Source organism: Bacillus sp. AFS037270, assembly GCF_002585305.1.
Genome location: NZ_NUNF01000026.1, coordinates 1 through 22,172, shown reverse-complemented (window position 1 = coordinate 22,172; position 22,172 = coordinate 1). Strand labels below are relative to the sequence as shown.

17 protein-coding genes are annotated in these 22,172 nt (G+C 42.6%); 16 read left to right on the top strand and 1 reads right to left on the bottom strand.

From position 1 onward, the window contains the following. Nucleotides 1-760: 760 nt before the first annotated feature. The 3 genes from COD92_RS13425 to COD92_RS13415 all read left to right on the top strand — a co-directional run bounded on the left by COD92_RS13425 (nucleotide 761) and on the right by COD92_RS13415 (nucleotide 4,229). On the top strand, nucleotides 761-1,129 hold the full coding sequence (locus COD92_RS13425) for an ArsR/SmtB family transcription factor (RefSeq protein ID WP_098530407.1): 369 nt from the start codon (nucleotides 761-763) through the stop codon (nucleotides 1,127-1,129). Next, nucleotides 1,116-3,194, top strand: a complete 2,079-nt coding sequence (locus tag COD92_RS13420; protein WP_218011281.1) for a heavy metal translocating P-type ATPase — start codon at nucleotides 1,116-1,118, stop codon at nucleotides 3,192-3,194. Before COD92_RS13425 ends, COD92_RS13420 begins: the two co-directional genes overlap by 14 nt. Before the next feature lie 105 nt (nucleotides 3,195-3,299). Then, nucleotides 3,300-4,229, top strand: a complete 930-nt coding sequence (locus COD92_RS13415) for a cation diffusion facilitator family transporter (protein WP_098530405.1) — start codon at nucleotides 3,300-3,302, stop codon at nucleotides 4,227-4,229. Nucleotides 4,230-4,285: 56 nt separating this feature from the next. Here COD92_RS13415 and COD92_RS13410 read toward each other — a convergent pair whose 3' ends face one another. Beyond that, entirely contained in the window at nucleotides 4,286-4,798 is a 513-nt protein-coding gene (locus COD92_RS13410; protein ID WP_098530404.1) for a DoxX family protein, read from the bottom strand. 299 nt (nucleotides 4,799-5,097) lie between these two features. Between COD92_RS13410 and COD92_RS13405 the strand changes: the two genes are divergently transcribed. The 13 genes from COD92_RS13405 to COD92_RS13345 all read left to right on the top strand — a co-directional run bounded on the left by COD92_RS13405 (nucleotide 5,098) and on the right by COD92_RS13345 (nucleotide 21,980). Beyond that, complete coding sequence (locus COD92_RS13405) at nucleotides 5,098-5,358, top strand: YhdT family protein (protein WP_098530415.1); 261 nt, start codon at nucleotides 5,098-5,100, stop codon at nucleotides 5,356-5,358. Then, on the top strand, nucleotides 5,355-6,806 hold the full coding sequence (panF, locus tag COD92_RS13400; RefSeq protein WP_098530403.1) for a sodium/pantothenate symporter: 1,452 nt from the start codon (nucleotides 5,355-5,357) through the stop codon (nucleotides 6,804-6,806). Before COD92_RS13405 ends, panF begins: the two co-directional genes overlap by 4 nt. Before the next feature lie 76 nt (nucleotides 6,807-6,882). After that, nucleotides 6,883-7,122 (top strand): CsbA family protein, encoded by a 240-nt coding sequence (locus COD92_RS13395; RefSeq protein ID WP_098530402.1) that lies wholly within the window; start codon nucleotides 6,883-6,885, stop codon nucleotides 7,120-7,122. A 223-nt stretch (nucleotides 7,123-7,345) separates the two neighbouring features. Continuing rightward, a complete protein-coding gene (gene uvrB, locus COD92_RS13390) occupies nucleotides 7,346-9,325 on the top strand; it encodes an excinuclease ABC subunit UvrB (protein WP_098996380.1) in 1,980 nt (659 codons plus the stop codon). A 7-nt stretch (nucleotides 9,326-9,332) separates the two neighbouring features. Continuing rightward, nucleotides 9,333-12,206: an excinuclease ABC subunit UvrA gene (uvrA, locus tag COD92_RS13385; protein WP_098530400.1), complete on the top strand. Its 2,874-nt coding sequence runs from the start codon at nucleotides 9,333-9,335 to the stop codon at nucleotides 12,204-12,206. Between the two features lie 403 nt (nucleotides 12,207-12,609). Next, nucleotides 12,610-12,924, top strand: coding sequence for a magnetosome magnetite crystal formation protein family (locus COD92_RS13380; protein WP_098530399.1), 315 nt, complete (start codon nucleotides 12,610-12,612; stop codon nucleotides 12,922-12,924). Between the two features lie 36 nt (nucleotides 12,925-12,960). Continuing rightward, nucleotides 12,961-14,073: a DUF4097 family beta strand repeat-containing protein gene (locus tag COD92_RS13375; RefSeq protein ID WP_098530398.1), complete on the top strand. Its 1,113-nt coding sequence runs from the start codon at nucleotides 12,961-12,963 to the stop codon at nucleotides 14,071-14,073. 13 nt (nucleotides 14,074-14,086) lie between these two features. Next, nucleotides 14,087-14,452, top strand: coding sequence for a phage holin family protein (locus tag COD92_RS13370; RefSeq protein WP_098530397.1), 366 nt, complete (start codon nucleotides 14,087-14,089; stop codon nucleotides 14,450-14,452). Nucleotides 14,453-14,608: 156 nt separating this feature from the next. Then, nucleotides 14,609-15,538 (top strand): HPr(Ser) kinase/phosphatase, encoded by a 930-nt coding sequence (gene hprK, locus COD92_RS13365; protein WP_098530396.1) that lies wholly within the window; start codon nucleotides 14,609-14,611, stop codon nucleotides 15,536-15,538. Nucleotides 15,539-15,550: 12 nt separating this feature from the next. Continuing rightward, nucleotides 15,551-16,366: a prolipoprotein diacylglyceryl transferase gene (gene lgt, locus COD92_RS13360; protein ID WP_098530395.1), complete on the top strand. Its 816-nt coding sequence runs from the start codon at nucleotides 15,551-15,553 to the stop codon at nucleotides 16,364-16,366. 38 nt (nucleotides 16,367-16,404) lie between these two features. Then, nucleotides 16,405-17,055 carry a pyrophosphatase PpaX gene (gene ppaX / locus COD92_RS13355; protein WP_098530394.1) on the top strand — a complete coding sequence of 217 codons (651 nt, stop codon included), beginning with the start codon at nucleotides 16,405-16,407 and terminating at the stop codon, nucleotides 17,053-17,055. 5 nt (nucleotides 17,056-17,060) lie between these two features. Further along, nucleotides 17,061-17,609, top strand: a complete 549-nt coding sequence (locus COD92_RS13350) for an acyltransferase (RefSeq protein WP_098530393.1) — start codon at nucleotides 17,061-17,063, stop codon at nucleotides 17,607-17,609. Between the two features lie 324 nt (nucleotides 17,610-17,933). Continuing rightward, nucleotides 17,934-21,980, top strand: a complete 4,047-nt coding sequence (locus tag COD92_RS13345) for a bifunctional 2',3'-cyclic-nucleotide 2'-phosphodiesterase/3'-nucleotidase (protein ID WP_098530392.1) — start codon at nucleotides 17,934-17,936, stop codon at nucleotides 21,978-21,980. Nucleotides 21,981-22,172 lie beyond the last annotated feature (192 nt).

The following is a 22,172-nucleotide window of genomic DNA, read 5'->3' as shown; positions in this document are numbered from 1 at the left end:
GTCCGAAGTAGTTCGAGGTTCGGACAGGCCAGGTCAAAAATTCATGAAGCGAGTCCGAAGTAGTTCGAGGTTCGGACAGGTCAGGTCAAAAATTCATGAAGCGAGTCCGAAGTGGCCTCAGGTTCGGACAGGCCAGCTCAAAAATTCATGAAGCGAGTCCGAAGAAGCCCGAGGTTCGGACAGGCCAGCTCAAAAATTCATGATGTGAGTCCGAAGTAGTTCGAGGTTCGGACAAGCCAGGTCAAAAATTCATGAAGCGAGTCCGAAGTGGCCTTAGGTTCGGACAGGCCAGCTCAAAAATTCATGATATGAGTCCGAAGTAGTTCGAGGTTCGGACAAGCCAGGTCAAAAATTCATGAAGGGAGTCCGAAGTGACCCGAGGTTCGGACAGGCCAGCTCAGAAATTCATGAAGCGAGTCCGAAGTAGTTCGAGGTTCGGACAAGCCAGGTCAAAAATTCATGAAGCGAGTCCGAAGTGGCCTTAGGTTCGGACAGGCCAGGTCAAAAATTCATGATGTGAGTCCGAAGTAGCCCGAGGTTCGGACAAGCCAGGTCAAAAATTCATGAAGGGAGTCCGAAGTTTGACAGAACAGGTCATAAATAGCACAGACTTATAATAAAACGTTTTTTATTCTAATAAATAACGAACTACCCACTTTATTAATATCTCCAAAATTAACACACAATTTCATTGACATTCAAACACTCATTTGAATATCATATAATCAAACGATCATTTGAATGAAGAAGGTGACTAGAAATGAAAGAACAGGATGTTTGCGAAGTTACCTGTATCGATAGCGAGAAAACCACCCGAGTCAAACAGCAGATCACGAACGGAAATATCGTCGATGTAACCAAGCTTTTTAAAGCTTTATCAGACGAAACCCGTTTGAAAATTGCTTATGCCTTAACACTTGAAGAAGAGCTATGTGTTTGTGATGTTGCCCATATTGTCGGGGCGACTACTGCAACAGCTTCCCACCATCTGCGTCACCTAAAAGGCCTTGGCCTTGCAAAATACCGTAAAGAGGGAAAGCTTGCCTATTATTCCCTTGATGATGATCACGTCAAACAATTAATCCATATTGCTTTTGCACATCAGAAGGAGGTGGCTGGCCGTGAGTGAAGCGTCTGAGAAACAAGTCTATCGTGTTCAAGGCTTTTCCTGAACAAGCTGCGCCGCCAAGTTCGAAAAGAACGTACAGCACCTGGATGGTGTTGTTGATGCCAAAGTAAATTTCGGAGCTTCCAAGCTCACAGTCTATGGAAACACAAGCCTTGAAGAACTGCATAAAGCAGGTGCTTTTGAAAAATTAACACTTGTCCCTGAAAAAGAAAAGCAAGCCGTTATCCCAACAGAGCCGTTTTGGAAACGCTACTCTCTTTTAGGATTATCACTATTATTCCTGCTTGCAGGCTATATTTTTTCGGAAAATATCCTTTTTGCCGCCGCTATTTTAATAGGTGGATATCCACTGTTTAAAACAGGCTTAACAAACTTAACACGCTTTGATTTCGACATGAAAACGCTCATGACGATTGCAATCATTGGTGCCGCCATTATTGGTGAATGGCGAGAAGGGGCAGTAGTTGTCATCCTCTTCGCGATTAGTGAGGTCCTCGAGGGCTATTCCATGGATAAAGCCAGAAATTCGATTCGTGCACTGATGGAACATGCTCCTACAGAAGCACTTGTCGTCCGCAACGGAAAAGAACTTCTTTTAAAAGCGGAAGATATCGAAATTGGCGATCATATGCTGGTGAAACCCGGCCAAATGATAGCGATGGATGGGGTAATTATAGAGGGAACATCCACGATCAATCAAGCTGCGATCACAGGTGAATCAGTTCCGGTTGAAAGAGGCGTTGAGGATGAAGTATTTGCCGGTACCCTCAATGAAGCAGGCTTTTTAAAAATAAAAGTAACGAAACTGGTGGATGACACAACGATTGCGAAAATCATTCATTTAGTTGAAGAAGCACAGGCGGAAAAAGCCCCGTCACAACAGTTTGTTGACCGCTTCGCTAAGTACTATACGCCAGTTATTATCCTTGTAGCCGTACTTGTAGCCGTTGTTCCTCCCCTGTTCTTTGGTGCAGGCTGGCAGGAATGGATCTATCAGGGGCTCGCGGTATTAGTGGTTGGCTGTCCTTGTGCACTAGTCATTTCAACGCCTGTTTCCATTGTTACCGCAATTGGCAACGGAGCACGAAATGGCGTGCTCATCAAAGGCGGGAGTTTTTTAGAAGAAGCAGGAGCATTGAAGGCTATTGCGTTTGATAAAACCGGAACACTAACCAAAGGGGTTCCAGTAGTGACGGATTTCGTGAACTTCACATATGATGAAAAGCTCCTAGGAGTGGTTGCGGCACTTGAGAGTAAATCACAGCACCCACTTGCTTCTGCCATAATAAAAAAGGCAGCGCATCTTCCGCAGAATTATGTGGTAGAGGATTTCTTGTCCATTACAGGAAAAGGAATAAAAGGGGTTGTAGATGGAACGGAATATCGTGTTGGCAACGTGAAGTTATTTGAAGAAGTGCCAGAAGCTGTATTAGAAAAAGTTTCTTACCTGCAAGAACAAGGAAAGACCGTTATGATTGCCGGAAATGATCAAGAGATACTTGGTTTGATTGCGGTCGCTGATGAGGTTCGTGACAGCAGCCGACTTGTCATTGAACGACTCCAGCAGTTAGGCATTAAGCAAACCATATTGCTTACAGGAGATAACCATATCACAGCTGAAGCGATTGCCCGTGAGACGGGAGTTAATCAAGTAGAATCAGAGCTGCTTCCGGAAGATAAATTAACGTTTATAAAAAAATTAAAAGCTCAGTACGGCAGGGTTGCTATGGTTGGTGACGGAGTGAACGATGCACCGGCACTGGCTGCTGCTACCGTCGGAATTGCGATGGGCGGGGCAGGAACCGACACTGCCCTCGAGACTGCCGACATTGCTTTGATGAACGACGATTTAAAGAAACTTCCTTTCACCATTAAATTAAGCCGTAAAACGCTGCAAATTATCAAGCAGAATATTACTTTATCGATTGTTTTCAAATTGCTTGCTCTCCTCTTAGTCGTTCCGGGCTGGCTGACCTTGTGGATCGCCATTTTTGCGGATATGGGTGTGACATTGCTTGTGACCTTAAACGGGTTACGATTATTAAGAGTTAAAGATAAAGAATGATGAATTGAAAAATAAAGATTTGAAAAGACTAGCCTTAATCGGAACATTTTCGTTTTAGAAAGAGAAGAGAGCGACTTAACTTTTAAGAGCTCTGGGGGGATCAACATGGGTCATCATCACCATCACGGCCATTCACACGGCCACTCGCATGGACATTCACATACAAGTAATAAAAAAGCACTATTAAGTTCTTTCCTTTTAATAGCTGCCTTTATGATAGTAGAAGTGATTGGCGGTATTGTTACAAACAGCCTTGCACTATTGTCGGATGCAGGCCATATGCTGAGCGATGCGGCTGCACTTGGATTAAGCTTTTACGCTTTACAGCTTGGTGAGAAAAAGGTCTCACAGGAAAAAACCTACGGCTATAAGCGGTTTGAAATTATTGCTGCCGCCTTAAATGGTTTAACGCTTGTGATTATCTCTATTTATATCTTTTTTGAGGCCTTTCAACGCTTTTTCAATCCGCCGGAAGTCCAGAGTACCGGGATGCTAATGATTTCTGTGACCGGATTATTAGTCAATATCATTGCGGCTTGGATTTTGATGAAGGGTGACAAGGAAGAAAACCTGAATGTCAAAAGCGCCTTCCTCCACGTACTGGGTGATATGCTCGGTTCGGTAGGAGCAATTGTTGCCGCCCTGCTAATCATGTTTTTAGGCTGGGGGATTGCCGACCCGATTGCCAGTATCATTGTTGCTGTACTAATTCTCATCAGTGGTTACCGGGTAACAAAAGATTCTTTTCATATCTTGATGGAAGGGGCCCCGTCCCAGATTGATATATCTCAAGTGAAAAAGGCATTGTGCAAGATCCCTAACGTTAAGGAGATTCATGACCTGCACATTTGGACCATTACTTCAGGATATCCTGTTCTTAGCTGTCATATGACGATTTTTGACGATGGCGTGCATGATAAAATCCTGTCACAATCGCAAAAAATACTTCATGATGAGTTTCATATTGAACACAGTACCATTCAGGTTGAGAAAGAAGCTAACGGATGTCCAAGTCCACATGGGACATGTAATTAAGTAAATTACTCACTATACTAAAATCGCCCTCCTTTAAATGAGAAGGGCGATTTTTATTACGCGCTTTGCGGAAATTGTTCTTTCCCAGTTTTTTTAAAGAACCATTTCTGCAGCATTGGAATAACCCAACGATCTACTCCAATTTTTCCAGCATTCGTTCCTGCCACCAGAATAAACATTCCTAGTAAAACCATTTGAGGATTCGTACTAGTTGTGCCAGACAACATATAGGCAAAGTTCATCGTAAGTCCCATAAGAGCAGAAAATGAAGTAAAAATCCCCAAAATTAATGCCGCCCCTACTAAAAACTCTCCCCATGGAACCATTACATTAAATAAATCAACATATGGAATAGCAAACTCATTTAAAAAATGTCCCCACCAAGGTTGAACAGAAGGGTGATCACCTGACATATTTTTTACTGCTCCAACCATAAAGCCGCTTGCATCAAATTTCCCACCGGAGATTTTCCCCCAGCCAGCAGTTAACCATTCCCATCCAAGATAGAGTCGAAATACAGTAAGTAGAAATGGGACATAACGGTTTTCCTTTAAAAATTGAATAAACATAACAAAACCCCCTGAGTCAATGATATTGATAATCATTATCATTTATCTCGTTGTGTTTATCAATAAGAAAATAGTACTGATTAATTTTTCAAATTACAGTAGATTTTTCCTATTAAATAGTAAACCATATAGTTTTTTAAACGAAATGAAAACTTATAAAAATTAATGGTCAAGTTTCAAAAGTATGATAGTAAGTTTTTCTTCATATTTGTGGTAAAATGTTCTAACTTGGTAAAAAGTTAGATTAAAAAATGCATACATACTAGGGGTGTAAAAGTTTGAAGAAATCTGTGGATTCAATGGACAAGCGTTTTAAAATTGCCCATAAAGAAGCACTAATTGGCGTTATTCTCGTTATCATCAATTTTATCATTTGGTATGGATTTGGCTACGGACTCGGCTCAGCTAATGTCAAGGACTATACATACGTATTGGGTCTGCCGGCCTGGTTCTTTTACAGCTGCATTCTCGGCTCCATTGTTATGATTATCCTTGTGATTTTCACAGTAAGATATCTCTTCCAAGACATCCCCTTTGATGTAGAGGAGGAGAACAAGTGAACTGGGCTGTTATTACACCATTAATTATTTTCTTATTGATTATCTTTGCGGTAGGAATTTGGTCAAACAAATTGGTACTCAAATCCGAATCTTTTTTAGAAGGGTATTTCTTAGGGGAACGTCAAATGGGAGGGTTCATCCTAGCCATGACCATGGTGGCCACTTACGGCAGTGCCAGCAGTTTTATCGGCGGTCCTGGAATTGCCTATACTCAAGGGTTAGGCTGGGTTCTACTTGCCATGGCCCAGCTTGTAACCGGTTATTTTACCTTAATGGTCCTCGGGAAAAAATTTGCCATCGTGGCCCGTCAGTATAAGGCGATCACCTTAATCGACTTTCTAAAGGAACGGTATAAAAGTAAAACGGTTGTGATCTTGTCAGCGGCAAGTATTATTATTTTCCTTTTTTCATCGATGACGGCGCAATGGATTGGCGGGGCGCGCCTAGTAGAATCGCTGACTGGCATGCCTTATTCAACCGCCTTACTGATTTTTGCCTTTTCTGTTCTTGTGTTTGTCATTGTCGGCGGCTTCCGAGCGGTTGCACTCACCGATACGGTTCAAGGTGTCGTGATGTTTGCAGGAACGTTGATTTTATTGATTGCAACGATTAAAGCAGGCGGAGGGGTTTCGAACATCATCTCTGATTTAGCGGCGGAGAATCCAAACCTCATCAGCCCGTTTGGCGCACAGCACAATTTAACCCCGGCCTACGTTTCATCGTTTTGGATTTTGGTTGGCGTTGGGGTTGTCGGCCTTCCGCAAATTACAGTCAGGGCGATGTCTTACAAAAATTCAAAAGCTATGCACAATGCGATCATTATTGGGACGGTTGTGGTCGGCTTTATCATGCTCGGGATGCACTTGATTGGCGTGTTTGCAAGACCAGTACTCCCAGGGATAAAAATCGGTGATACTGTGATGCCATTGTTATCAATGAAAGTTTTGCCGCCGTTTGTTGCTGGAATTGTACTAGCAGCCCCAATGGCTGCGATTATGTCAACAGTCGATGCTTTGCTGATCTTGGTGAGCTCTGCTTTGGTAAAGGATATCTATTTGAATTACATCAAGCCGGATGCCGAGGACAAACAAATTAAAAAGGTGAGCTTCAGTGTAACCGCCATTATTGGGATTATCGTGATTATTCTCGCATTAAGTCCTCCCGATTTAATTGTATGGCTGAATCTATTTTCTTTTGGCGGACTGGAATCTGTGTTTATTTGGCCAGTTATTTTAGGCTTGTATTGGAGTAAGGGCAATAAGTACGGAGCAATCACATCAATGATTATTGGAATGGGTTCTTATATTTTATTAGATCGTTTTTATCCGAATGCCTTTGGACTGCATACGGTTGTCATGCCGATTGTTCTGTCACTGTTAGGATTTATCATTGTTAGTCTAGTATCACAGCAAAAGGAAGCGGCTGGCTTTGAGAAGGCAAAGGTTTAAGGAATATTTTAGTTGCAATTTTATGGATTAGTTTTTAGAATTAATAATTAACGAGATTTATAAATGAGGTGTGCCCATGTTTGAGATTATTAGGATATTTTCGGCACTAACTATGCCTGGATTACTGGTTTTGCTTTTTTCACGGGTCACTTACAATCGCGTTATCGGCCTTGTTTTAACCGTGGCACTGATTGCTGGGTCAGTTTACAAAGGCTATACCGACACCTTTTACCTGATTGTTATTGATGCCTTTTCACTTACAGCCGGCTTCTGGCTGGCAGCCAGGATGAAACCGCGGGCAGTTAAAAATAGCTAGAACCTATTCACAAATGTAAGTCTGTCGATTAACGGCAGGCTTTTTTCTAATTGAAAAACTTAATCAAAAAAACGAATACTAGTTCGCATATTATTGGTTTGTTTTTGGTGGATTGTGGTAGAATGTTAATAGGAAATTTACGAGAAGACACTTTTTAGCACCATCCCGGACAATAAACAGTTTTTTAGCTTAAGAGTGATTTTTTTTACGGGAGGAAAGAAATGTGAAAGATCAATTTGAATTAGTTTCAAAGTACTCGCCCCAAGGTGATCAGCCCGAAGCGATCCGCCAGTTAGTAGAAGGGATTAAAAATAATAAACGCCACCAAACGCTACTTGGTGCGACCGGTACAGGGAAGACCTTTACGGTTTCGAACGTCATTAAAGAAATAAACAAACCAACCCTTGTAATCGCCCATAACAAAACATTAGCCGGACAGCTCTATAGTGAGTTTAAGGATTTTTTTCCAAATAATGCGGTAGAATACTTCGTCAGTTACTATGATTACTATCAGCCGGAAGCCTATGTGCCGCAAACCGATACCTTCATTGAAAAAGATGCCAGTATCAACGATGAAATTGACAAGCTGCGCCACTCGGCGACCTCATCCTTATTTGAACGGAAAGATGTCATCATCATTGCGAGTGTGTCCTGTATCTATGGTCTCGGTTCGCCGGAAGAATACCGCGAGATGGTGTTATCGCTTCGCACAGGCATGGAAATTGAACGGAATCAGCTCCTGCATCGTTTAGTGGATATCCAATATGAACGAAATGATATCGATTTTAAAAAGGGAACCTTCCGTGTCCGCGGGGATGTCGTTGAGATATTCCCAGTCTCCCGTGATGAACATTGTGTCCGTGTCGAATTTTTCGGAGATGAAATTGACCGCATTCGCGAAGTCGATGCGTTAACAGGTGAAATCATCGGCGAACGTTCGCATATCGCCATTTTCCCGGCATCCCACTTCGTAACACGTGAAGAAAAAATGCGTCTAGCCATTGAGAATATTGAAAAAGAACTCGAGGAACGGCTTGCTGAATTAAGAGCAGAAGATAAACTGCTCGAGGCCCAGCGGATTGAACAGCGTACCCGCTATGATTTAGAAATGATGCGGGAAATGGGCTTTTGCTCAGGGATTGAAAACTACTCCCGTCATCTGACCCTAAGGCCGGCAGGTTCAACTCCCTATACATTGCTCGACTATTTTCCGGAAGATTTCCTGATCATCATTGATGAGTCGCATGTTACCTTACCGCAAATCAGGGGTATGTTTAATGGTGACAAGGCCCGTAAACAAGTGCTGGTCGACCACGGCTTCCGCCTTCCATCGGCACTCGATAACCGGCCGCTGACCTTTGATGAATTTGATAAGCATGTCCACAATGCCATTTTTGTCTCGGCCACACCAGGTCCATATGAACTCGAGCATACACCGGAGATGATTGAACAAATTATTCGCCCGACAGGGTTACTTGATCCAACGATTGAAGTCCGTCCAATCGAAGGGCAGATTGATGATTTGATTGGTGAAATACAGGAACGGGTTAAGAAAAATGAACGTGTCCTCGTGACGACGTTAACGAAAAAAATGTCAGAGGATTTAACTGATTATCTGAAAGAAATTGGGATTAAGGTTCAATATTTACATTCAGAAGTCAAGACACTCGAGCGGATTGAAATTATTCGGGAACTGCGTCTAGGAAAATATGACGTTTTGATCGGGATCAATTTGCTCAGGGAAGGACTCGATATTCCCGAGGTTTCCCTTATCACGATTCTCGATGCTGACAAAGAAGGCTTCCTCCGTTCGGAACGGTCGTTAATTCAAACGATCGGCCGGGCCGCCCGAAATGCCAATGGCCATGTTATCATGTATGCAGATAGAATCACTAATTCGATGGAGCTGGCAATTAGTGAAACGAAGCGACGCCGGGCCATCCAAGAAGAATACAATGAAAAACACGGCATTACACCGCAGACGATTCAAAAGGAAATTCGTGATGTCATCCGTGCGACCCAAGCTGCTGAGGATCAAGAAGAGCAAAAAGGCGCAGCATCCTTCGGCAAGATGAGTAAGAAGGAACGAGAAAAACTAATTATGACAATGGAAAAAGAAATGAAGGAAGAAGCAAAGGCACTCAACTTCGAACGTGCTGCCGAGCTTCGTGATTTATTATTGGAATTGAAAGCGGAAGGATGACGGTTAAATGGCAATGGAAAAACTAATTGTGAAAGGCGCCCGCGCCCACAATTTGAAAAATATAGATGTCACCATTCCGAGAGATAAGCTTGTGGTATTGACGGGACTTTCCGGTTCAGGAAAGTCCTCGCTCGCATTTGATACGATTTATGCTGAAGGGCAGCGCCGTTATGTGGAATCCCTGTCTGCTTATGCCCGCCAATTTCTCGGTCAGATGGATAAGCCGGATGTAGATATGATCGAGGGATTATCCCCGGCGATTTCGATTGATCAAAAAACAACAAGCCGAAACCCGCGTTCTACAGTAGGGACGGTAACGGAAATCTATGATTATTTACGATTACTTTTTGCAAGAGTCGGACATCCCACTTGTCCGAATCATCATATTGAAATCTCCTCACAAACCATTGAGCAAATGGTCGACCGGATTCTCGAATATCCAGAGAGAACCAAAATGCAAATCCTTGCACCCGTTGTGTCGGGACGAAAAGGAGCCCATGTAAAGGTATTGGAGGACATCAAAAAACAAGGGTTTGTCCGGATTCGTGTCGACGGAGAAATGCTTGATCTTGGTGATGAAATCGAATTAGACAAAAATAAGAAGCATTCTATAGAAGTTGTAGTGGACCGAATTGTCGTCAAGGAAGGCATTTCAGCCCGTGTTGCTGATTCTCTTGAGTCGGCCTTAAAACTAGGAGAAGGAAACGTCATCGTCGATGTAATCGGCGAGGAAGAGCTGTTGTTCAGTGAGAACCATGCTTGTCCCATTTGCGGATTCTCGATTGGTGAATTAGAACCTCGGATGTTTTCCTTTAACAGTCCATTCGGGGCCTGCCCCGACTGTGATGGACTCGGCTCTAAACTGGAAGTGGATCTTGATTTAGTCATACCTAATAAGGATTTGACACTAAAACAGCATGCGATTGCCCCGTGGGAGCCAACCAGCTCACAATATTATCCGCAGCTGCTTGCGGCGGTTTGTGATCATTATGGAATCGATCTGGATGTACCTGTTAAAGACATCCCCGAACACCAAATGGAAAAAATTCTCTATGGATCAGGCAAGGATAAAATTTATTTCCGTTATGAAAATGATTTTGGACAGCTTCGTGAGGGACATATCCAATTTGAAGGTGTTATGCGCAATGTCGAGCGCCGCTATAAGGAGACAAGCTCAGACTTTATCCGTGAACAAATGGAAAAATACATGGGTCAGCAGCCATGTCCAACCTGTAAAGGCTACCGTTTGAAAAGGGAATCGTTGGCCGTGTTAATTAACGGGTCCCATATTTCTCAAGTAACAGACCTATCGATTAAGGATGCTCAAGCATTTTTCTCAGAGTTAAAGCTTTCGGATAAAGAAATGCAAATTGCTGCGTTAATTTTCCGTGAGATCAGTGAACGGCTAGGTTTCTTAATTAATGTTGGTCTAGATTATTTGACCCTAAGCCGTACCGCAGGGACACTCTCCGGCGGTGAAGCACAGCGGATCCGGCTGGCGACACAAATTGGCTCGCGCCTAACCGGCGTATTATACATTTTGGATGAGCCGTCCATTGGTCTCCATCAGCGGGATAATGACCGGTTAATCGGTACGATGCAAAACATGCGTGATATCGGCAATACCTTGATTGTTGTCGAGCACGATGAAGACACGATGCTTGCTGCTGATTATCTCATTGATATTGGCCCTGGCGCAGGTATACATGGCGGTGAGATTGTTTCCGCAGGAACTCCTGCAGAAGTAATGGCCGACCCAAACTCACTGACAGGTCAATACCTGTCCGGGAAAAAGTTCATCCCCCTTCCGCTTGAGCGTAGTAAGCCGGATGGCCGCTATATCGAAATCAAGGGTGCATCTGAAAATAATTTAAAAAATGTCAATGTGAAGTTTCCGCTTGGCTTGTTTATTGCTGTGACTGGCGTATCAGGGTCCGGGAAAAGTACCCTTATTAACGAGATCCTTCATAAATCATTGGCGCAAAAGCTGAATAAGGCGAAAACCAAGCCTGGAGCCCACAAGTCGGTAAAGGGAATGGAACATTTAGAAAAGGTAATTGATATTGACCAATCCCCGATCGGCAGAACGCCGCGCTCGAATCCAGCCACGTATACGGGTGTGTTCGATGATGTTCGTGATGTGTTTGCGTCGACGAATGAAGCGAAGGTGCGCGGGTATAAGAAAGGCCGCTTTAGTTTTAATGTTAAGGGCGGCCGCTGTGAGGCCTGCCGTGGTGACGGAATTATTAAAATAGAAATGCACTTTTTACCTGATGTTTATGTTCCATGCGAAGTATGCCACGGCAAACGTTATAACCGTGAAACATTGGAAGTGAAATATAAAGGGAAAAATATTGCGGATATCCTCGATATGACCGTTGAGGCAGCAGTTGAATTTTTCGAAAATATTCCAAAAATCAGCCGTAAGCTGCAGACCATTTTAGATGTAGGTTTGGGCTATGTTAAACTTGGCCAGCCGGCAACGACCCTGTCAGGCGGAGAGGCCCAGCGTGTTAAACTTGCCTCAGAACTGCACCGCCGTTCAAATGGTAAAACGTTCTATATCTTAGATGAGCCGACGACCGGGCTTCATGTAGACGACATTTCCCGTTTGCTTGTTGTCTTACAGCGTCTGGTTGAAAATGGCGATACTGTTCTGGTCATTGAGCATAATCTCGATGTGATTAAGACGGCCGATTACCTTGTCGACCTCGGTCCTGAGGGTGGAGATAAGGGCGGCACCATCGTCGCGACGGGAACTCCTGAAAAAGTAGCAGAGACTCCCGAATCTTATACCGGAAAATATTTAAAACCAATCCTAGCGCGTGACCGCGAGCGGATGAAACAGCAAATTGAAGAGAAGAGTGCTATTAAAGCATAGAAAGAGTTGAAATCAGCAGGTTAAAACCTGGCTGGTTTCGGCTCTTTTTTTTGTGTCTTGCAGAAAAATAGTAAAGTAGGCGGAATAAAGTTTGAAGTTGGTGGAATAAATCTGAAAACTGGCCGAATAAAATAGAATGTTGATGGATTAAATTAGCAATTATTGAGTTTCGAGCCAGCAGGAACTAGGTTGGCGGAAAAAATCCAGAATTAGACGGAATTAATCCAATATGTTGCGGAATTAATCCGAAAATAAGCGGAAAAAACCAAAAATCAGACGGAATCAATCCAAAAGTCCGCGGAAAATCTCCCCGCCCCCCACCCAAGCTGCGCTTAAAAATAACAATTATAAAAGAAACCTTTTCGATACTAAACTCGTAATAAAAGATAGAGGTGATAAACGTATGGAAACCCGAAAGGTTTTATCAAGTCTATGCTACTTTAGTATTTTTTTCGCCGGATTTATTTTTCCTTTAGCCGTCTATTTAGCCACGGGAGACGAAGGAACCAAAAGGCATGCCAAAAAATCACTATTATCACACCTAATTCCATTAATTCTGACACCGCTCCTAGTGTTGGCGGTATTCTATGATTTTACTTCACAACAAGACGCCATCCCTGTTTTTACCGTTATAAGTATCATCGCTCTGAGCTTACTTTGGCTTGCAGTGGTCATCTGGAACATTGTCAAAGGCGTAAAGGTATTAACAGCTGAATAAACTGAAATGACAAATTCATTCATAGAGGTGGAAAAAATGAAAGAGGAAAGAAAACGAATTTTACAAATGGTCGAGGAGGGGAAACTAAAGGCTGATGAAGCCTTAAAGCTTCTAGAAGAACTGGAAAAAACAGAGCAAACCATGGAGCAAAAACAGGCGCAACTTGTCAATGAGCTGTCCACCACTGTCCAATTCGAGGAAGCAAAAAAAGAAGAGCCGTTCCAAGCGAAATATCAATCTACAAAGGAAAGATTCTTTGAATTTGTTGATTTTGCTTTTAAAAAGATTAAAGACTTAGACCTAGATCTAAACTTCGGCCAATCCGTAGATATCTCCCATATATTCCATCAAGGGGACGCCACTATAAAAGATATCGACATTGACGTCGCTAACGGAGCCATCAAGCTCGTTGGATGGGAGCAGCCTGACGTCAGAGTCGAGTGTCAGGCAAAGGTATACCGAGTGGAAAACCAGGACCAGGCCCGGCAAAACTTTTTACGAGATGTCCTTTTCACCGTGGAACATGAGAAATTACGTTTTAGTACTCAGCAGAAATGGATGAAGGTCGAAGCCATTGTGTACGTACCGAAAGCCGTTTATAACCGGGTACGGGTCAGATTGTTTAATGGTCCGGTTACAGGGGAACAAATAAATGTAGATGAACTGCGTGTAAAAACGGCTAATGGAAAAATTGCCCTTGACCGCTTCACCGGTAAGAATACAGAACTGGAAACAGCGAATGGAAAAATTAAGCTGAAAGGCAGTCAATTTGATAAAGTCGAAGCAGAAACAATAAATGGCGCCATCCAACTTGACGGTGAGTTTAAAAAGCTTGAAATGGAGTCCTTTAAAGGAAATATCAGTTTAAATCTACATGGAAGCCAAGCTGAATTGATTCAGGCCAAAACGGCTGCGGGCGGAATCGACCTCTATATCCCTGAGGGGCTGCCGGTAAATGGGAATTTAAAAACCAATCTTGGCGGATTTCACGTCAACTTAGTCGGCATTCAGGTGCTGGAGGAGAAAAGTGAAATGATCCAAAAATCACTGCGCTTCCAATCCATTAACCACCCAGAAAAACTGGCACACATTTATGCCGATACAAAAACAGGTTCCATCACGATCCACCAATCACAAGAAGAAAAGTAGGAGATTTACCTAAATGAGATGGCTGCTAGGTTGTTTGATAAATGCGGTATTATTTATGGCACTCGCCGGTTATTTTCATGAAAGCTTTCAATTAACCGGCTTCGTGGCCGCACTAGAAGCGAGCGTTTTATTATCAATCTTAAATGTACTCGTCCGTCCGCTGTTGATTTTATTTACCTTACCGGTCACAATCTTAACCATGGGACTTTTCCTGTTCGTCATCAATGCCGTTACACTTGAGCTAACGGATTATTTGATGGGCACAGCCTTTGAAATCAATGGTTTTGGCATGGCCCTGTTCTTTGCCGTACTGATGTCGCTCGTTAACGTCCTCATTCAAAAAACACTGTTTGAGCCATCAAGAAAGGCCAAGAAATAACCTAAGAAGGTGCACTCCTTTCCAATGGGATTGCACCTTTTTCCTTTTTTACGCAACTATCATTTGGTTCTTTTTCAAAAAATGCTAAAATAGGAGATATGAATTCTTCTTATTCTAATTTTTTTAAAAATACATCCGTTTGAGGAGGAAATCTTCTTGCCAAAAGTACGTACCAAAGATATCTTTGAAAAATTTAATCTCGAATTAATCAGTGGTGAAGAAGGGATTAACCGCCCGATTACCATGAGTGATATATCGCGTCCGGGGATTGAAATGGCCGGCTATTTCGAGTTTTATCCGGCTGAACGGATCCAGCTGTTAGGGAAAACCGAATTATCCTTTTTTAGAGAACTTTCTCCGAAAGACCGCGCCTCACGAATGGAACAACTTTGTACAGATGTGACTCCGGCAATCATTGTTACAAGAGGTATTGATGTGCCTGAGGAGTTAATTGAGGCATCCGAACGAGAGTCTGTTCCTGTGTTAAAGACAAACATGGTAACGACCCGTTTCTCAAGCCGTTTAACCAACTTTTTAGAAAGTAAGCTTGCGCCGACAACCGCTGTTCATGGTGTTTTGGTCGATGTTTATGGGATTGGCGTGTTAATTACAGGGAAAAGCGGCGTTGGTAAAAGTGAAACGGCGCTCGAACTAGTAAAGCGCGGGCACCGGCTCGTGGCCGACGATTGTGTTGAAATTCGCCAGGAAGACCAGGATACATTGGTCGGGACTTCACCGGACTTAATTGAACATCTATTAGAAATCCGCGGTTTGGGGATTATCAATGTGATGACCTTGTTCGGTGCAGGAGCGGTCCGCAGCAATAAGCGGATTACGCTCATTATGAATCTGGAAATTTGGGATGCAAAAAAGCAATATGACCGCCTTGGCTTGGATGAGGAAAAAATGAGGATTATTGATACCGATATTCCAAAACTAACAGTTCCAGTCCGTCCAGGACGAAACCTGGCTGTTATTATTGAAGTAGCTGCGATGAATTTCCGTTTAAAACGGATGGGCGTCAATGCGGCGCAGCAATTTACCGACCGCCTGTCAGATGTAATTGAAGAGGGAGATCACGAGTAAGGGGAGAAAGAGATGAACGAAACCATACAGCCATTAAACCCAATTGCTTTTTCACTTGGCCCGATTCAGGTGCATTGGTATGGGATTATTATCGGCTCCGGATTGGCACTTGCTTTGTATCTGGCGATTAGAGAGGCCAACCGAAGAGGATTACCTAAGGATACATTTGCCGATTTAATGCTTTGGGCCATCCCCATCGCGATCATTTCGGCGCGGATTTACTATGTGATATTTGAATGGGATTATTATAGCAGTCATCCAGCAGACATCCCGAAAATTTGGAATGGCGGGATTGCTATCCATGGAGCGCTAATTGGTTCGGTTATCACCACCATCGTTTTTGCCAGAAAAAGAGGGATTTCTTTCTGGAAGATTGCTGACATTGCTGCTCCTAGCATCATTTTAGGACAGGCGATTGGCCGCTGGGGTAATTTTATGAACCAGGAGGCTCATGGCGGCGAAGTAACAAGGTCATTCCTTGAGGGCTTGCATTTACCAGATTTTATCATCAACCAAATGTATATTAATGGGACCTATTATCACCCAACCTTCTTATATGAATCAGTTTGGGATTTCATCGGCTTTTTATTATTAATCCTGCTGCGCCGCGTGAATTTCCGCCGCGGGGAACTGTTTTTATCTTATGTTATTTGGTATTCGATCGGCCGCTTTTTCGTCGAAGGACTTAGAACAGATAGTTTGATGCTTGGAAGCCTTCGAATGGCGCAAACCATTTCGATTGTGTTGATTGTAGTAGCTTTAGGAATTTTGGTTTATCGACGCACAAAAAATCCTACCGAGGCGCATTACTTAGATCAAACGAATTAAAATAGCTGGCATTAGGCTAATGAGAAAGGAATTCAGCAATGACCAACAAAATCACAACCATACTTTTTGATTTAGATGGGACTTTAATCGATACGAATGAATTAATTATTTCGACTTACTTGAACACGCTTGAAAAATATTTTCCAAGCAAGTATAAACGCGAGGATGTGCTTCCTTTCCTTGGCCCAACACTCCATGAGGTATTTGGAGGTATGACCCCGGAACCGGAACAGGTCGAGGAAATGATTGCGGCTTATCGTGAGTACAATATCTCCAAGCATGATGAACTAGTGAAAGAGTTTGTAGGGGTGACAGAAACGATTCAGACCTTGAAGGAGCGCGGTTATAAGCTAGCCGTAGTGACAACCAAGCGTCTGGACGTAACACTTAAAGGTTTACGTCTGATGAATTTGGAGCAGTTTTTTGAAATAATTGTTGCTTACGAACATGTGAAAAAGACGAAGCCAGATCCAGAACCGATTTTAAACGCCTTGGAGCAGTTGAATTCAACTCCTTCAGAAACGATGATGGTCGGCGATAATTACCATGATATTTTGGCGGGTAAAAATGCCGGTACGTTAACAGCCGGTGTGGCTTGGTCGATTAAGGGCCGTGACTACGTAGCCAGTTATGAACCTGATTATATGTTAGAGAACATGACTGACTTATTAACCATTCTCGGAGAGTGAGAAGGATGAGAAATACGACCCGCTATCCTGTAGAGGGGGCGAACTCTTTGTGGCACGTCTACAAGACGGTGCCATTTTGGAAGGTTGTTAGAAATTTTATTGTCATTCAGCTGGCGAGATATACACCATTTTTGAGTATGAAAAACTGGTTATACCGTAAATTTCTAGGGGTTAAAGTGGGGGAGCAAACCTCCTTCGCTCTAATGGTGATGCTCGATGTCATGTTCCCCGAGAAAATTAGTGTCGGCCGCAATACGGTTATTGGCTATAATACGACCATTCTCGCCCATGAGTATTTAATTAAAGAATATAGGCTTGGGAATGTCGAAATTGGGAATGAAGTCATGATCGGGGCCAATTCGACGATTCTTCCTGGTATAACGATAGGGGATGGAGCGATCATCTCAGCTGGGACATTAGTTCATAAGGACGTTCCGCCTGGATGTTTCGTCGGAGGAAACCCGATGCGAGTGATTTATACGAAAGAAGAACTGGAAAAACGCTGGGCAGAGGACCCTATATATAGAAATGTAAAAAAGTCTAGTCGAATTTGATTAGGCTTTTTTACATTGTTCAAATTAATTTTACAAAAATTAGGAAATAAGACTCGTTTTTGTTCGTGATTCGGAACGATATAATAATAGAGTATGGATAGTTATAGGATTCAGACAAAGTAGTTTAGTAGTTATTACTCTATTAAAAATGTTTGTCGATATTTGGCTAACAGGAAAGTAAATGTGAACTTCCTCGATCATTGATGGAACGGGCGCCAATTGACAAAATTTTTCTGAATCTTAAAAAGGAGAGGGTTAATAGAAAGATAAAAAATGGAGGTCTTAGCTAGAAAATTTAATCAAAGGGGATAGGTGAAGAGGCGAATGAAAAAAAAGAATATTAGTAGATATAGTAAATTAGCCGCAACAGCTTTAATACTCAGCACAATTGTATCACCGTCAATACCTTACAAGGCAAAAGCAGCGGAGACAGCTAATACCGCCACTCTAAGGATTTTGGAAACAACGGACCTGCATGATGCTGTAATGGCTTATGACTACTACCAAGATACCTCGATTGGCATTAACTACGGTTTATCAAAGACCGCCACATTAATCCAGCAAGCAAGAGCAACGGCAGATAACTCGATGTTATTTGATGCTGGTGACTTACTCCAGGGAAATCCGATGGCAGATTATGTTGCAAAGGTTAATCCACTATCAGATGACGAGGTCCATCCAATGTTTAAAGCTATGGAGCTATTAAACTATGATGGAGGGATCGTTGGGAACCATGAGTTTAATTATGGTTTAGATTTTCTAGATAAAACCTTAACACATGCTCCATATCCAATCGTCAACGCAAATATCTATAAAGATGATCATGACAGTGATCCAACGAATGATCAAAATTATTTTACTCCATATCAAATCATTCCTAAAAAGATAAAAGACAAAAACGGTGTCGAACAAACGGTTAATGTAGGAATTGTTGGTTTTGCACCGCCGCAAATTCTCCAATGGGATAAAGATAACCTTCAAGGAAAGGTTATTGTCAAAGATATCGTTAAAACGGCAGACAAATATGTTAAAGAAATGAAGGCAAAAGGTGCAGATGTGATTATAGCCATTGCCCACTCCGGCTGTGATGTCACAAATGAAGGTCAAGAGGATGCCGAAAATGCCGTATTTTCACTAAGTAAAGTTGCCGGCATCGATGCGCTATTATTCGGACATGCCCACTATGCATTTCCAGCAGGTAAAGAGTTTCACCAAGGCAGTAAACTTGAAAATCCAGATTTAGCAGGCCTTGATACTACTAAAGGTACGATTAACGGTATACCTGCAGTAGAAGCAGGATTTTGGGGTAATAACTTAGGTGTTCTTGACTTAGCATTAGTTCAAAATGCGGATGGAACATGGACAGCCGATAAGGCTGCTTCAAAATCAGTAGATATGCCAGTAACAGCTACAACTGCAGTTGATACTAAAATTGTAGATGCCGTTAGTGATGAACACGAAGCAACACTTCAATATGTACGTGGGAAAATTGGTGAAACAAGTGCACCCATGTCCAGCTATTTCTCTCGTGTAATGGACGACCCAACCATCCAAATTGTAAACAATGCACAAACAGATTATGTGAAAAATTGGATTGAAAAGAACCGTAAAGACCTTAAAGATTTACCAATCATTTCTGCCGGTGCACCATTCAAAGCGGGCCGCCAAGGGGCAACCGATTATACAAACATTTCAAAAGGCGACCTTTCAATTAAGAGTGCCAATGACCTTTATTTGTATAACAACACATTAAAAGCCGTCGAATTAACGGGCGCAGAAGTGAAAGAATGGTTAGAGATGTCTGCGTCACAATTCAACACCATTGATCCTACTAATGCCAACGCACAAGAATTAATCGATTATGGATTCCAGCCATTCAATTTTGATGTTATTGATGGAGTTAAATACCAAATCGATGTTACACAACCAGCAAGATATAACTATACGACAGGTGTTGTTTCTAACCCAGATGCTCACCGTATTATTCATTTTACCAATATGGATGGATCAGCGATTGATCCAAATCAAAAATTTATTGTTGCGACTAATAACTATCGTGCAAGCGGCGGCGGGAACTTCCCAGGAACGAAAGGTGGAAAGGCAACTATTGTAGTTGATTCGCCTTTAGAAAACCGTCAGATTTTAATGGATTATATTAAGGCACAAGGGGTTGTAAATCCAGTTGCAGATAATAACTGGAAAATCGCTCCTGTTGGTGGAGTAGCGAAGACATTAACCTTTAAATCGTCACAAGCTGCAAAAGATGTTTTAGCATCTACTCCAAATATTAAAGATGTAGGTCCATTATCCGATGGCTCCGGTTTTGAACAATACGCGCTAGATCAAGATGTTCACGTTCAATTACTAGGCATCAACGACTTACACGGACAACTAGACTATAAAACTACTGTAGCTGGAAAACCTGCCGGCGGAATTGAATATCTAGCTGGTTACTTAAAGGAAAGAGAAGCAACAAATCCTTCTAACACCTTAATGGTGCAAGCAGGAGATGCAGTTGGTGCAAGCCGTCCTGTATCCGCCTTATTACAAGATGAGCCAACCATCCGAATCCTAAACGAACTTGGCTTTGATGTTGGTACCATTGGTAACCACGAATTTGACGAAGGCGTAACAGAGATGCTTCGCTTGATTAACGGCGGTGCCCATCCAAAAACCGTTGAGAAGTATGGTGTGTTTGAAGGAGCGGACTTCCCTTATGTAGCGGCAAACGTCGTGAAGGAGGATACAAACGAGCTTATCTTGCCTCCATATGTGGTTAAGGAAGTAGACGGAGTGAAAGTTGGCTTTATCGGTGTGGTAACAACGGAAACACCTAGCATCGTAACGCCAAGTGGAGTTGCCGGAGTTAAATTTACAGATGAAGCTGAAGCTATCAACAAGTATGCTGCTGAATTAAAAGCCCAAGGAATTAAATCGATTGTCGTTCTGGCACATGATCCTGGTACTTCAGCGACAGATGGTACTAACCCAACAGGAAAAGTAGTCGATATTGCCAAGGCAGTCGATGATGAAGTGGATGTTATTTTTGGAGCACATGACCATAAATACTTAAACTCCACAGTTGACGGAAAACTGCTTGTTCAATCTTATTCTTATGGAACAGCATTCTCTGATGTCGATTTAACCATCGACCCAGTTACACAGGATATTGTTGGGAAGAAGGCAGAAATTGTGACCACGTTCCAAGATGCAGTCCATCTTGATGCAAAAATCAAAGCAGAGCTTGATCGATATCAGGCAGATGTTGCTCCAATTACAAGTCAAGTAGTAGGGGAAGCAGCGGCGGCAATTACTCGTACTGCCAATGATTCAGGGGAAACAGCGCTTGGTAATCTAATTGCTGATGGTATGAAAGCTACAACGGGTACTGACTTTGCCTTCATGAATGTTGGCGGTATCCGTGATGATATCAAAAAAGCAGGACCAATCACATGGGGCGATTTATTTGCGATCCAGCCATTTGGCAACGACATCGTCACAATGAATATCACTGGTGAGCAAGTAAGAACATTATTAAATCAACAGTTTGCAGCCGATCGAAACCGGATCATGCAAATTTCTGGTTTAAAATACACTTGGTCCAATAACTTACCACTAGGACAAAAAGTAATCGATATTTATCTGCCAGATGGATCAAAAATTGATCCAAATGGTGTCTATTCTGTAACTGTCAATAACTTCATGGCAGACGGCGGTGATGGATTCGTTGTTCTTAAGCAGGGTACAAACCGTACAACATGGTCATCTGACCTTGATGCATTTGTAAACTATATTAAGTCCTTTACCGCGCCAATTTCTGCACAAATTGAAGGCAGAATCTTAATTGATAAGGTTGCACCTGCCGCACCAGTTGTTGATGAAGTAACCGATCAATCTACAAAAGTTACCGGAAAAACAGAAGATGGTGCAAAGGTGGAAGTAAAAGCTAATGGTCAAGTCATTGGTACAGCGGCCGCAAACTCCGATGGAACGTATCAAGTAAGCATTTCACCATTAAAAGCAGGTACTGAAGTAACCGTTACAGCAACCGATGTGGCAGGGAACACAAGCACTGAAACAAAAGTGGTTGTGAAAGATGTTACGGCTCCAGATGCGCCAGCAGTTGGACAAATCATAGCTCCAGCGAAGAGCGTAGCTGGAAAAGCGGAAGCAGGTTCAACCGTAAAAGTTTATAATGGAAAAACACTGCTAGGCAGTGCTGTAGCCGGTCAAGATGGAGTATTCACCATCTCATTTAAATCGGCTCAGACACATGATACAGTGTTAACCTTTACAGCAACAGACGCAGCTGGAAATACTAGTAAAGCAACTTCTGTAAAGTTAGTAAAAAGCAATCCGAAATTCCAGTAATATATGAATGAAGCACCCCTGAATGAAAGTTCAGGGGTGCTTTTTGTGGTATAGGGAATTATAAATTTACTACTTGTGGACAACTTTTACTGGTTTAGAAACGTCCAGCTCCAGCACCTAGCCCCTCGAGGTCATAACCCAATCCGTTCAAAAGGTTAAAAAGCAACCTTTCGGCCGGATTGGCTTATGCTT

What these genes read in the sequence shown, in the direction of transcription:
- COD92_RS13425 (WP_098530407.1), top strand. Translation starts at nt 761, where the DNA reads ATGAAAGAACAGGATGTTTGCGAAGTTACCTGTATCGATAGCGAGAAA.
- COD92_RS13415 (WP_098530405.1), top strand. Translation starts at nt 3,300, where the DNA reads ATGGGTCATCATCACCATCACGGCCATTCACACGGCCACTCGCATGGA.
- COD92_RS13410 (WP_098530404.1), bottom strand. Translation starts at nt 4,798, where the DNA reads ATGTTTATTCAATTTTTAAAGGAAAACCGTTATGTCCCATTTCTACTT.
- COD92_RS13405 (WP_098530415.1), top strand. Translation starts at nt 5,098, where the DNA reads ATGGACAAGCGTTTTAAAATTGCCCATAAAGAAGCACTAATTGGCGTT.
- COD92_RS13395 (WP_098530402.1), top strand. Translation starts at nt 6,883, where the DNA reads ATGTTTGAGATTATTAGGATATTTTCGGCACTAACTATGCCTGGATTA.
- uvrA (WP_098530400.1), top strand. Translation starts at nt 9,333, where the DNA reads ATGGCAATGGAAAAACTAATTGTGAAAGGCGCCCGCGCCCACAATTTG.
- COD92_RS13380 (WP_098530399.1), top strand. Translation starts at nt 12,610, where the DNA reads ATGGAAACCCGAAAGGTTTTATCAAGTCTATGCTACTTTAGTATTTTT.
- COD92_RS13375 (WP_098530398.1), top strand. Translation starts at nt 12,961, where the DNA reads ATGAAAGAGGAAAGAAAACGAATTTTACAAATGGTCGAGGAGGGGAAA.
- COD92_RS13370 (WP_098530397.1), top strand. Translation starts at nt 14,087, where the DNA reads ATGAGATGGCTGCTAGGTTGTTTGATAAATGCGGTATTATTTATGGCA.
- lgt (WP_098530395.1), top strand. Translation starts at nt 15,551, where the DNA reads ATGAACGAAACCATACAGCCATTAAACCCAATTGCTTTTTCACTTGGC.
- ppaX (WP_098530394.1), top strand. Translation starts at nt 16,405, where the DNA reads ATGACCAACAAAATCACAACCATACTTTTTGATTTAGATGGGACTTTA.
- COD92_RS13350 (WP_098530393.1), top strand. Translation starts at nt 17,061, where the DNA reads ATGAGAAATACGACCCGCTATCCTGTAGAGGGGGCGAACTCTTTGTGG.
- COD92_RS13345 (WP_098530392.1), top strand. Translation starts at nt 17,934, where the DNA reads ATGAAAAAAAAGAATATTAGTAGATATAGTAAATTAGCCGCAACAGCT.